General features: G+C 53.1%; 10 protein-coding genes. 8 read left to right on the top strand and 2 right to left on the bottom strand.

Annotation, left to right across the window (positions count from 1 at the left end; translation table 11 throughout):
* Positions 1-26: 26 nt before the first annotated feature.
* Both yfbR and alaA read right to left on the bottom strand, forming a co-directional pair.
* Positions 27-626, bottom strand: a complete 600-nt coding sequence (gene yfbR / locus AC2FAP_RS10650) for a 5'-deoxynucleotidase (protein WP_014171003.1) — start codon at positions 624-626, stop codon at positions 27-29.
* 93 nt (positions 627-719) lie between these two features.
* The gene (alaA, locus tag AC2FAP_RS10645; RefSeq protein WP_014171002.1) at positions 720-1934 is read right to left on the bottom strand and encodes an alanine transaminase AlaA; all 1215 of its coding nucleotides are present in this window, start codon (positions 1932-1934) and stop codon (positions 720-722) included.
* A 941-nt stretch (positions 1935-2875) separates the two neighbouring features.
* Here alaA and lrhA point away from each other — a divergent pair.
* The 8 genes from lrhA (at position 2876) to nuoH (ending at position 13058) form a co-directional block, all read left to right on the top strand.
* Positions 2876-3814, top strand: a complete 939-nt coding sequence (gene lrhA / locus AC2FAP_RS10640; RefSeq protein WP_485452928.1) for a transcriptional regulator LrhA — start codon at positions 2876-2878, stop codon at positions 3812-3814.
* Between the two features lie 630 nt (positions 3815-4444).
* On the top strand, positions 4445-4885 hold the full coding sequence (gene nuoA, locus AC2FAP_RS10635; protein ID WP_014171000.1) for an NADH-quinone oxidoreductase subunit NuoA: 441 nt from the start codon (positions 4445-4447) through the stop codon (positions 4883-4885).
* A 15-nt stretch (positions 4886-4900) separates the two neighbouring features.
* Positions 4901-5575: an NADH-quinone oxidoreductase subunit NuoB gene (gene nuoB / locus AC2FAP_RS10630; RefSeq protein ID WP_003861482.1), complete on the top strand. Its 675-nt coding sequence runs from the start codon at positions 4901-4903 to the stop codon at positions 5573-5575.
* An 89-nt stretch (positions 5576-5664) separates the two neighbouring features.
* Positions 5665-7467 (top strand): NADH-quinone oxidoreductase subunit C/D, encoded by a 1803-nt coding sequence (gene nuoC, locus AC2FAP_RS10625; protein WP_014170999.1) that lies wholly within the window; start codon positions 5665-5667, stop codon positions 7465-7467.
* A gap of 2 nt (positions 7468-7469) precedes the next feature.
* Positions 7470-7970, top strand: a complete 501-nt coding sequence (gene nuoE / locus AC2FAP_RS10620) for an NADH-quinone oxidoreductase subunit NuoE (RefSeq protein ID WP_014170998.1) — start codon at positions 7470-7472, stop codon at positions 7968-7970.
* Positions 7967-9304 carry an NADH-quinone oxidoreductase subunit NuoF gene (gene nuoF, locus AC2FAP_RS10615; protein ID WP_014170996.1) on the top strand — a complete coding sequence of 446 codons (1338 nt, stop codon included), beginning with the start codon at positions 7967-7969 and terminating at the stop codon, positions 9302-9304. Before nuoE ends, nuoF begins: the two co-directional genes overlap by 4 nt.
* Before the next feature lie 53 nt (positions 9305-9357).
* The gene (nuoG, locus tag AC2FAP_RS10610) at positions 9358-12084 is read left to right on the top strand and encodes an NADH-quinone oxidoreductase subunit NuoG (protein ID WP_040018032.1); all 2727 of its coding nucleotides are present in this window, start codon (positions 9358-9360) and stop codon (positions 12082-12084) included.
* Entirely contained in the window at positions 12081-13058 is a 978-nt protein-coding gene (gene nuoH, locus AC2FAP_RS10605) for an NADH-quinone oxidoreductase subunit NuoH (protein ID WP_014170994.1), read from the top strand. Before nuoG ends, nuoH begins: the two co-directional genes overlap by 4 nt.
* Positions 13059-13071 lie beyond the last annotated feature (13 nt).

Raw genomic sequence — 13071 nt, 5'->3', positions numbered from 1 at the left:
TGGCGATGTCGCGACCCGGCATACCGTCAGAGAGGGGAGTCCTGACTGATCTCGTCTAGCGACAAATGGAAGCTCGGCACAAACACCTGCATGAAATAATCCATCTCTTCGCTGCGGCGTGATTCCAGCGTTTTTTCCAGACGCGTTTTCGCCAGCAGAAATTCGTTATTCCCCGCGGACAGCTCTTCCAGACATTTCAGGTAAGCGCATAGCGCATCCGCCTGCTTAACCAGCAATTTTTCCTCTTCCGTGTACTGATGCTCATCAATCAGCGGCTCAAAAATATCGCGCAGCTCGTCCGGCACCATGTCGATCAGTTTCTGCTGAGCAATCTTCTCAATGGCCTTATATTCCTGGGCTATCTGCGAGTTGAAATATTTCACGGGTGTCGGTAAATCCCCGGTCAGCACTTCCGAGGCATCGTGATACATCGCCAGCAGGGCAATACGCTCAGCGTTAACCTGCCCGTTGAATTTCCGGTTTTTGATGGCAGCCAGAGCGTGAGCGACCATCGCAACCTGCAGACTGTGCTCCGAAACATTCTCGGTGCGGACATTGCGCATCAGCGGCCAGCGGTTGATCAGTTTAAGGCGGGAGAGGTGGGCAAAGAAATGACTCTGACTCATAGGTTACCTTTTGTCTTCACTGCGACAGACTTCATTGTGCGGGGAGGGGAGGCAAGATGCAAATCAGGCTACCGAAGTAGCCTGATTTTAAGATTACTGGTGGTAACCTGAGAGGAAACGTCCAAAGCGGCTGATGGCCATCTCGAGGTCATCTTCACGCGGCAGGGTAACGATACGCACGTGATCCGGCCACGGCCAGTTAAAGGCGGTACCCTGAACCAGCAGCACTTTTTCCTGCAGCAGGAAATCGAGCACCATCTTCTGGTCGTCATGAATATTAAAGCGTTTCGCGTCGATTTTCGGGAACATGTAGAGTGCGCCGTTCGGCTTCACGCAGGAGACGCCTGGAATATCGTTGATAAGCTCCCACGCGCGGTTACGCTGCTCATATAAACGCCCGCCCGGCACGATAAACTCGCTGATGCTCTGATAGCCGCCGAGTGCGGTCTGGATAGCATGCTGCGCCGGCACGTTGGCACATAAACGCATAGAGGCGAGCATTTCCAGCCCTTCAATATAGCCTTTCGCATGTTTTTTCGGGCCGTTTAAGACCATCCAGCCCTGACGGAAACCGGCCACACGGTAGGTTTTAGACAGGCCGTTAAAAGTCACGGTCAGCAGGTCCGGAGCCAGTGCGGCGATAGAGTGGTGCTGCGCCGCGTCATACAGGATCTTGTCGTAAATTTCGTCGGCAAAGATGATCAGGTTGTGCTGGCGGGCGATCTCCACGATCTCCATCAGCAGCTCTTTTGAGTAGACCGCGCCCGTTGGGTTGTTCGGGTTAATAATGACGATGCCGCGCGTGCGTGGGGTAATTTTCGCACGAATATCATCGAGATCCGGGAACCAGTCAGAGGACTCATCGCAAAGATAGTGCACGGCTTTACCGCTGGACAGGGATACGGCCGCCGTCCACAGCGGATAATCCGGCGCGGGAACCAGCATTTCGTCGCCGCTGTTCAGCAGCGCCTGCATGGCCTGCACGATCAGCTCAGAGACGCCGTTGCCGATATAGATATCTTCAACGGTAACATCACGCATATCGCGCGCCTGGTAGTGCTGCATGATGGCTTTTCGTGCGGAGTAAAGTCCTTTTGAATCGCAATAGCCTTGCGCAGTGGGCAGGTTGCGGATCACATCAACCAGAATCTCATCCGGCGCTTCAAAACCAAATGGCGCAGGGTTACCAATGTTGAGTTTCAGAACCTTATTGCCTTCTTCTTCAAGGCGTTTAGCCTCTTTCAGAACCGGGCCACGGATGTCGTAACAGACGTTATCTAGCTTGCTGGATTTTTCGATAGGGGACATGAACCTTTAACCTTTTCGCGTTTGTTGCCACTCCCTGCCGTGGAAGTCAGCACGGAATAATGTACTCCCCCCTCGCTTCGTTTTGAAGGGCGGGCAGGAGAAGATTTTGTGGAGTGAATGAAAATGGAGTGAATCTTTTTCGCTATCAGAGAACAATTTAACTGACGTAAAGTAAGGTTAATGGTGTGATAATAGGTTTATTGTGCTGTTAAGGAATATAAAAGTTGTATATTGTGCTGATAAAAATAAATAATATCCGCAACCTGCGTGGCAGTTACGCTGAGTGACCTTTCGTAAAACCTGAATGCTTCGTTACGTGGCATTGTAATAGTGTGCATTGGCTAAAAGTTACTCATGTGAAATTAATGTTAAGTGTTATTAATGAATGGCCTTAATCTAAATTAAAATTTATTTATTATTAACCAACAAAATGCAACTTTAGTTAATTTTAATAAAATTAGTTGAGAAGCTTAACAACCCTCATAAATCCGCAATATTGCAATAAGACTTATAAATAAAGTGGATTTGGGTTAAGATGTCTTTCAGGAAAGCTGGGCACAGATACATATGTTTTGTATTTGTGGAACAGGTTTTCTGAATTAATTGATTGTTATTGTTAGAGTTATCTCTGGCCGGAATGGGTTAAACATCTCCTGCTACGTTGACAGCACTGCGAGAAAGATGGCAGAAAGGGTGTATCACCCTTAATGGAATTTACATAAACCTGCAAACATCTAAATATCCTGAACGTTTAAGAGAATAAAAATAACGTCATGAAACGTGCTTTCTGACTGTTGATATTAAAACAGCACAATAACTATCTGTCAGGCAGTCTGCCGGGCCGGGATGCGAGGGAAAACCTTCAGAGGGAATTGCTTAACTGTTACACACACAGCTTCAACCCGGGCAGCTCCGCACGAGCAACCTGAAAGTGAAAAGATATGATAAATGCAAATCGTCCGATAATGAATCTCGACCTCGATCTGCTGAGAACGTTTGTTGCGGTCGCCGATCTCAACACTTTTGCAGCTGCTGCTGCCGCCGTTTGCCGAACCCAGTCCGCCGTTAGCCAGCAAATGCAACGGCTGGAACAACTGGTTGGTAAAGAGCTCTTTGCCCGTCACGGGCGTAATAAGCTCTTAACGGAACACGGTATTCAGCTTCTGGGTTATGCCAGGAAAATACTTCGCTTTAATGACGAAGCATGTATGTCATTAATGTATAGCAACCTGCAAGGGGTGCTAACGTTAGGTGCGTCTGATGAGTCAGCAGACACAATATTGCCATTTCTTCTCAATCGAATTAGTTCGGTTTATCCGAAGCTTGCGCTGGACGTTAGCGTAAAACGAAATGCTTTTATGATTGAGATGTTAAATGAGAATAAGGTCGATCTGGTGGTGACCACGCACCGTCCAGGGCAATTTAATTGCCTGACGTTGCGCACGTCTCCGACGCATTGGTATTGCGCCGCTGAATATGTGCTGCAAAAAGGTGAGCCAATTCCATTGGTATTACTGGATGATCCGAGCCCGTTCCGCGATATGGTGTTGTCGGCGCTCAATGAGGCCAGCATTCCATGGCGTCTGGCTTATGTGGCTTCCACATTGCCAGCGGTACGTGCTGCCGTGAAAGCGGGGCTTGGGGTAACGGCCCGTCCGGTAGAAATGATGAGTCCGGATCTGCGCGTACTGGGTAAATCAGATGGTCTTCCTGCTTTGCCTGATACGGAGTATCTGCTCTGCCACAATACGTCCAGCAATAACGAACTGGCGAAAGTCGTGTTCGAGGCGATGGAAAACTTCCATAATCCATGGCAGTTCGAACATGTTACCTCCGAAGGGGGGGATGATTCCCTGATCGTTGAAGGGGACTTTGAGTGATCGACAGCTCAAAATTCTGGTAACAATTTGTAAATGTAAAAAAAAGCCACTCACGCGATTTTCGCCTGCAGTGGCTTTTTTTTGGCAGTAATACCCGCGATCACCGCGTGGATTTTTAGGATAGTGTCTATTTATCAGTGAGATAAATGCTTTTGTTCAAATGTTGTGCGTTTCCCGTTCAGTCTCCCTCCAGCTCGCCTCGATGTTAATAAAACAGGAAATATGTTGCTGGTTTTTTGGGTGAATTAACAAAAGCGTGTCTCAGATCAAGAAAATACTCCTCTTTGGGGGGAGGAATCGTTGGCAAATCCTGTCAAAATAGGAGGGTTATTTTTTTTACTTCCAAAACGGACACGATTCAACAACATGCATTTGACGTAAACTCAGGTACCCACCAGGGTTAAAGGGCACCAAATGTTAATGAGAATCGCTCGATGTAATTTAATGTGAAGAAACCTTTGTTAAAGTTGACAAAAGGTTATAGAAAGGAGTAAAAAACCCCATCATTTTGCTGTCTACGTCTCATTTCTGACAGTTAGTGTAAGGTTTTTCGTTCCTCCCCATGAATCGATGTGATGCCCATCTGCCAGCAAGAGCAGTGTCGTAGGTATCACTTTTGATGAGTAAGCAATGAGTATGTCAACATCCACAGAAGTCATCGCTCATCACTGGGCATTCGCAATCTTTCTTATTGTAGCCATTGGCCTGTGCTGCCTGATGTTAGTCGGCGGCTGGTTCCTGGGCGGTCGCGCCCGTGCAAGGCACAAGAACACACCTTTCGAATCAGGTATTGATTCAGTAGGTTCCGCTCGCTTACGCCTGTCTGCCAAGTTCTATCTGGTAGCCATGTTCTTCGTCATCTTTGACGTGGAAGCGCTTTACCTTTTCGCATGGTCAACTTCCATCCGCGAAAGTGGTTGGGTGGGCTTTGTCGAGGCCGCAATTTTCATTTTAGTGTTACTGGCCGGTCTGGTTTATCTGGTGCGTATTGGCGCGCTTGACTGGACGCCTGCGCGTTCACGTCGTGAACACATCAACCCGGAAAACAGTATCTCTAATCGTCAGCAGTAACAGCGAGGCAATAAGATGGATTATACGCTCACCCGCATAGATCCTAACGGTGAGAATGACCGTTACCCCCTGCAAAAACAGGAGATCGTAACCGACCCCCTGGAGCAAGAAGTCAATAAAAGCGTGTACATGGGCAAACTCGAGCATGCCATGCACGATATGGTCAACTGGGGTCGTAAGAACTCCATCTGGCCTTACAACTTTGGCCTTTCTTGCTGCTACGTTGAAATGGTGACGTCATTCACTGCGGTGCATGACGTTGCGCGTTTTGGGGCAGAGGTACTGCGTGCTTCCCCACGTCAGGCTGACCTGATGGTGGTGGCAGGTACATGCTTTACCAAGATGGCACCTGTTATTCAGCGTCTGTATGACCAGATGCTGGAGCCAAAATGGGTTATTTCCATGGGCGCATGTGCAAACTCTGGCGGTATGTACGACATTTATTCCGTCGTACAGGGCGTAGATAAGTTTATTCCAGTGGATGTTTACATCCCGGGTTGTCCGCCGCGTCCGGAAGCTTACATGCAGGCGCTGATGCTGCTGCAGGAGTCTATCGGTAAAGAACGTCGTCCGCTCTCCTGGGTGGTTGGCGATCAGGGTGTTTACCGCGCCAACATGCAGTCTGAGCGCGAGCGTAAACGCGGCGAACGTATTGCAGTAACCAATCTGCGTACGCCTGACGAAATTTAATTTGCGCCTGTGGGCATGGAGTAAACCTTCGCATATCACTACTCAAATAGCGCGAAGCCACGCCCTACAGTCACCACGGACCATTTGCAATGGTGAACAATATGACCGACTTAACCGCGCAAGAAGCCGCCTGGCAAACACGGGATCATCTGGATGACCCTGTCATTGGCGAACTGCGCAACCGTTTTGGGCCGGATGCCTTTACTGTTCAGGCGACCCGCACCGGGGTACCCGTTGTTTGGGTGAAGCGTGAGCAATTACTGGAAGTGGTCGATTTCCTCAAGAAATTGCCAAAACCTTACGTCATGCTGTTTGACTTACACGGCATGGATGAACGTCTGCGTACGCACCGCCAGGGTCTCCCTGCTGCGGATTTTTCCGTTTTCTACCACCTGATCTCAATAGACCGTAATACGGATATCATGCTCAAGGTGGCATTGTCTGAAAACGACATGCATCTGCCGACGATCACTAAACTTTTCCCGAACGCTAACTGGTATGAGCGTGAAACCTGGGAAATGTTCGGGATGACCTTCGACGGCCACCCGCATCTGACGCGCATCATGATGCCGCAGACGTGGACCGGCCACCCGCTGCGTAAAGACTACCCGGCACGTGCAACTGAATTCGACCCGTTTGAGCTGACGAAAGCCAAGCAGGATCTGGAGATGGAAGCGCTGACCTTCAAGCCGGAAGACTGGGGCATGAAACGCGGGACGGAAAACGAGGACTTCATGTTCCTCAACCTCGGTCCAAACCACCCCTCTGCGCACGGTGCTTTCCGTATTATTCTTCAGCTTGATGGCGAAGAGATTGTCGACTGCGTACCGGACATCGGTTACCACCACCGTGGTGCTGAGAAGATGGGCGAGCGTCAGTCCTGGCACAGCTACATTCCGTATACCGACCGTATCGAGTACCTCGGCGGTTGCGTAAACGAAATGCCATACGTGCTGGCCGTTGAGAAACTGGCAGGTATCACCGTACCGGATCGCGTTAACGTCATCCGCGTGATGCTCTCCGAACTGTTCCGTATCAACAGCCACCTGCTGTATATCTCCACGTTCATTCAGGACGTTGGCGCGATGACACCGGTCTTCTTTGCCTTTACCGATCGTCAGAAAATCTACGATCTGGTAGAAGCCATCACCGGTTTCCGTATGCACCCGGCCTGGTTCCGTATCGGCGGTGTGGCACACGATCTGCCGCGCGGCTGGGAGCGTCTGCTGCGTGAATTCCTCGACTGGATGCCAAAACGTCTGGCTTCTTACGAGAAAGCCGCACTGCGTAATACCATCCTGAAAGGCCGTTCCCAGGGCGTTGCAGCCTACGGTGCGAAAGAAGCGCTGGAGTGGGGTACGACAGGTGCGGGTCTGCGCGCAACCGGTATTGATTTCGACGTGCGTAAAGCCCGCCCTTACTCTGGCTATGAAAACTTCGACTTCGAAGTCCCGGTTGGCGGCGGTGTTTCCGACTGCTACACCCGCGTGATGCTGAAAGTTGAAGAGTTGCGCCAGAGTCTGCGCATCCTTGAGCAGTGCCTCAACAACATGCCGGAAGGCCCGTTCAAGGCGGATCACCCGCTGACGACGCCGCCGCCGAAAGAGCGCACGCTGCAACATATCGAAACCCTGATCACCCACTTCCTGCAGGTTTCCTGGGGTCCGGTCATGCCGGCGCAAGAATCCTTCCAGATGATTGAAGCGACCAAGGGTATTAACAGTTACTACCTGACCAGTGACGGCAGCACCATGAGCTACCGTACCCGCGTGCGTACACCAAGCTTTGCGCACCTGCAGCAGATCCCGTCCGCCATCCGCGGCAGTCTGGTCTCCGACCTGATTGTGTATCTGGGTAGTATCGATTTTGTTATGTCAGATGTGGACCGCTAATTATGCACGAGAATCAACAACCACAAACCGAGGCTTTTGAGCTGAGTGAAGCAGAACGTGCCGCCATTGAGCACGAGATGCACCACTACGAAGACCCGCGTGCGGCGTCCATTGAAGCGCTGAAAATCGTACAGAAACAGCGTGGTTGGGTGCCGGATGGGGCGATCTATGAGATCGCAAAAGTGCTGGGCATTCCGGCAAGTGACGTAGAAGGCGTAGCCACGTTCTACAGCCAGATCTTCCGTCAGCCGGTGGGTCGCCATGTGATCCGCTACTGTGACAGCGTGGTTTGTCACATTACCGGTTATCAGGGCATTCAGGCAGCGATTGAGAAAAAGCTCAATATTAAGCCAGGCCAGACCACGTTCGATGGCCGCTTTACGCTGCTGCCAACCTGCTGCCTGGGGAACTGCGACAAGGGGCCGACCATGATGATTGATGAGGATACTCACAGTTATCTGACGCCGGAAGCCATTCCTGACCTGCTGGAGCAGTACAAATGAAAACTGTAATTCGTACTGCTGAAACTCATCCACTGACCTGGCGTCTGCGTGATGACAAACAGCCGGTATGGCTCGACGAATACCAGAGCAAAAACGGCTATGCCGGTGCGCGTAAAGCCCTGGGCGGCATGGCGCCGGACGACATCGTCAGTGCGGTCAAAGACGCTGGCCTGAAAGGGCGCGGCGGCGCAGGCTTTTCCACCGGTCTGAAGTGGAGCCTGATGCCAAAAGACGAATCCATGAACATCCGTTACCTGCTGTGTAACGCTGATGAAATGGAACCGGGCACCTATAAAGACCGCCTGCTGATGGAACAGCTGCCGCACCTGCTGGTGGAAGGCATGCTGATCTCCGCGTTCGCGCTGAAAGCGTACCGGGGTTACATCTTCCTGCGCGGTGAATACATCGAAGCGGCTGAAAACCTGCGTCGCGCGATTGCCGAAGCCACTGAAGCGGGCCTGTTGGGTAAAAACATCCTTGGCACCGGTTTTGACTTCGAGCTGTTCGTGCACACCGGGGCAGGGCGTTATATCTGTGGTGAAGAGACCGCACTGATTAACTCCCTTGAAGGCCGCCGTGCGAACCCACGTTCCAAGCCACCTTTCCCGGCAAGCTCTGGCGTCTGGGGTAAACCGACCTGTGTAAACAACGTCGAAACCCTGTGTAACGTCCCGGCAATCCTCGCCAATGGCGTGGAGTGGTATCAGGGCATCTCGAACAGTAAAGATGCCGGTACCAAGCTGATGGGCTTCTCCGGTCGCGTGAAGAACCCTGGCGTCTGGGAACTGCCGTTTGGCACCACCGCACGTGAAATTCTTGAAGACTACGCTGGCGGCATGCGTGATGGCCTGAAATTCAAAGCCTGGCAGCCAGGCGGTGCAGGGACCGACTTCCTGACCGAGGCCCATCTTGATCTGCCGATGGAATTCGAAAGCATTGGTAAAGCAGGCAGCCGTCTGGGTACGGCGCTGGCGATGGCCGTCGACCACGAGATCGGCATGGTATCGCTGGTGCGTAACCTCGAAGAGTTCTTTGCCCGCGAGTCCTGCGGCTGGTGTACACCGTGCCGTGATGGTCTGCCGTGGAGCGTGAAGATCCTGCGTGCTATCGAACGTGGCGAAGGCCAGCCTGGCGATATCGAGACACTTGAGCAACTGTGTCGATTCCTGGGTCCAGGGAAAACCTTCTGTGCCCACGCACCAGGCGCCGTTGAGCCACTGCAGAGCGCGATTAAATATTTCCGCGACGAATTCGAAGCAGGCATCAAGCAGCCGTTCAGCAATACCCATGCCATCAATGGGATTCAGCCGAACCTGCTGAAAGCGCGCTGGTAAAACAGAATTTTGATTAACGCTCAGTTACGACTGAGCCAACTGGAAGCATGCTAATGGCTACGATTCATGTAGACGGCAAAGAGTATGAGGTCAACGGGGCGGACAACCTGCTGGAAGCTTGTCTGTCGCTCGGCCTTGATATTCCGTATTTTTGCTGGCATCCGGCGCTGGGCAGCGTCGGTGCTTGCCGCCAGTGTGCGGTGAAGCAATATCAAAACGCGGAAGACACGCGTGGTCGCCTGGTGATGTCCTGTATGACGCCAGCCACCGAAGGCACTTTTATTTCGATTGATGACGAAGAAGCCAAACAGTTCCGTGAAAGCGTTGTGGAATGGTTGATGACCAACCACCCGCACGATTGCCCGGTCTGTGAAGAGGGCGGTAACTGCCACCTTCAGGATATGACCGTAATGACCGGTCACAGCTTCCGTCGCTATCGCTTTACCAAACGTACCCACCGCAACCAGGATCTGGGGCCGTTCATCTCTCACGAAATGAACCGCTGCATCGCCTGCTACCGCTGCGTGCGTTACTACAAAGATTACGCAGACGGACAAGATCTGGGCGTGTATGGCGCGCATGACAACGTCTACTTTGGTCGTCCGGAAGACGGTACGCTGGAAAGCGAATTCTCCGGTAACCTGGTCGAGATTTGTCCAACCGGCGTCTTCACCGATAAAACCCACTCCGAGCGTTACAACCGTAAGTGGGACATGCAGTTTGCACCAAGCATCTGCCAGCAGTGTTCGCTGGGCTGTAACACCAGCCCGGGTGAGCGCTATGGCGAACTGCGTCGTATTGAAAACCGTTATAACGGTACCGTTAACCATTACTTCCTGTGCGACCGCGGTCGTTTCGGCTACGGCTACGTGAACCTGAAAGACCGTCCACGTCAGCCCGTTCAACGCCGTGGTGATGACTTCATCACCCTGAACGCTGAACAGGCGATGCAGGGCGCGGCAGATATTCTGCGCCAGTCGAAGAAAGTGATCGGTATCGGCTCCCCGCGCGCCAGCATCGAAAGTAACTTTGCGCTGCGTGAGCTGGTTGGGGCGGAAAACTTCTACACCGGTATCGCTCAGGGCGAGCAGGAACGTCTGCAGCTGGTACTGAAAGTGCTGCGTGAAGGCGGTATTCATACCCCAGCGCTGCGTGAAATTGAATCTTATGATGCGGTTCTGGTGCTGGGTGAAGATTTGACGCAGACCGGCGCTCGCGCTGCCCTGGCGGTTCGTCAGGCGGTCAAAGGTAAAGCACGTGAAATGGCGGCGGCTCAGAAAGTGGCTGACTGGCAGATTGCGGCAATCCTCAACATCGGTCAGCGTGCGAAGCATCCTCTGTTTGTGACCAACGTCGACAACACGCGTCTGGACGATATCGCGGCGTGGACCTACTGCGCGCCGGTTGAAGACCAGGCCCGTCTTGGCTTTGCGATTGCTCATGCGCTGGACAGCAATTCTCCGGCCGTTGAAGGTCTCGATCGCGACCTGCAGAACAAGGTTGATGTGATTGTTCAGGCCCTGGCGGGTGCGAAGAAACCCCTGATTGTTTCCGGCACTAACGCCGGTAGCGCGGAGATCATCCAGGCTGCCGCGAACGTGGCTAAAGCGCTGAAAGGCCGTGGTGCAGACGTTGGCGTGACCATGATTGCCCGTGCGGTGAACAGCATCGGTCTGGGAATGATTGGCGGTGGCTCTCTGGAAGCTGCGTTAAGCGAACTGGAATCCGGTGCCGCTGACGCCGTTGTTGTGCTGGAAAACGACCTGCATCGCCATGCTTCTGCCGCACGCGTTGACGCAGCGCTCTCCAAAGCGCCGCTGGTGATGGTAATTGACCATCAGCGCACCGCGATTATGGACAAAGCGCACCTGGTGCTCTCTGCGGCAAGCTTCGCGGAAAGCGACGGTACGGTTATCAACAACGAAGGCCGCGCACAGCGTTTCTTCCAGGTGTATGACCCGGCGTACTACGACAGCAACACCATAATGCTGGAAAGCTGGCGCTGGCTGCACTCTCTGCACAGCACTGTTCAGAGCCGTGAAGTGGACTGGACGCAGCTCGACCATGTTATCGACGCGGTCGTGGAAAAACTGCCTCAGCTGGCTGGCATCAAAGATGCGGCTCCTGACGCAAGCTTCCGTATTCGTGGCCAGAAACTGGCGCGTGAACCGCACCGTTACAGCGGTCGTACCGCGATGCGTGCCAACATCAGCGTTCACGAACCTCGTCAGCCGCAGGATAAAGACACGATGTTTGCCTTCTCAATGGAAGGGAACAACCAGCCGTCTGCACCGCGCTCTCAGGTTCCGTTCGCATGGGCACCAGGCTGGAACTCCCCGCAGGCATGGAACAAATTCCAGGCTGAAGTGGGCGGCTCTCTGCGCCACGGTGACCCGGGCGTGCGTCTGATTGAAGCTTCCGACACCGGTCTGGACTTCTTCACCACCGTGCCGGCGAGCTTCCAGGCGCAGGAAGGGAACTGGCGTATTGCGCCGTACTACCATCTGTTCGGTAGTGACGAATTGTCCCAGCGTTCTCCGGTATTCCAGAGCCGCATGCCGCAGCCGTACATCAAGCTTAACCCGGCAGATGCCGCGAAGCTTGGCGTTAACGCGGGTGCGAACATCGCCTTTAGTTACGATGGCCAGACAATCAGCTTGCCGCTGATTATCTCTGAAAGTCTGACAGCAGGGCAGGTGGGTCTGCCGATGGGTATGCCTGGCATCGCGCCGGTACTGGCGGGTGCGCGTCTTGATAATCTGCAGGAGGCAAAAGCATGAGTTGGTTAACGCCGGATCTTATCGACATCCTGCTGAGCATTCTGAAAGCGATAGTTATCCTGCTGGTGGTCGTCACCTGTGGCGCGTTCATGAGCTTTGGTGAGCGTCGTCTGCTCGGTCTGTTCCAGAACCGTTACGGGCCGAACCGCGTGGGCTGGGGTGGTTCACTCCAGCTGGTAGCGGACATGATCAAGATGTTCTTTAAAGAGGACTGGATCCCGCGCTTCTCTGACCGCGTGATCTTTACTCTGGCACCGATGATCGCCTTTACCTCGCTGCTGCTGGCGTTCGCGATTGTTCCTGTCAGCCCGACCTGGGTGGTGGCTGACCTGAACATCGGCATTCTGTTCTTCCTGATGATGGCAGGCCTCGCCGTGTATGCGGTGCTGTTCGCGGGCTGGTCCAGTAACAACAAATACTCCCTGCTGGGTGCGATGCGTGCTTCTGCGCAGACGCTGAGCTACGAAGTATTCCTGGGGCTTTCCCTGATGGGTGTGGTGGCGCAAGCCGGTTCATTCAACATGACCGACATCGTCAACAACCAGGCTGACATCTGGAACGTTATCCCGCAGTTCTTTGGTTTTATTACCTTTGCTATCGCGGGCGTGGCGGTGTGTCACCGTCACCCGTTTGACCAGCCAGAAGCCGAACAGGAACTGGCCGACGGTTACCACATCGAATATTCCGGTATGAAATTCGGTCTGTTCTTCGTGGGCGAGTACATCGGTATTGTCACCATTTCCGCGTTGATGGTAACGCTGTTCTTTGGTGGCTGGCATGGCCCGTTCTTACCGCCGTTCATCTGGTTCGCGCTGAAAACCGCGTTCTTCATGATGATGTTCATTTTGATTCGCGCAGCGTTACCGCGTCCGCGTTATGACCAGGTAATGTCCTTCGGCTGGAAAGTGTGCCTGCCGCTGACGCTCATCAACTTGCTGGTAACGGCGGCTGTCATTCTCTGGCAGCAGCCATAAGGGGCTATAGACC

The organism is Enterobacter cloacae complex sp. 394I7 (genome assembly GCF_057320345.1).
Note: the sequence above shows the minus strand (reverse complement) of the source record. Positions and strands in the feature narration are given on the sequence as shown.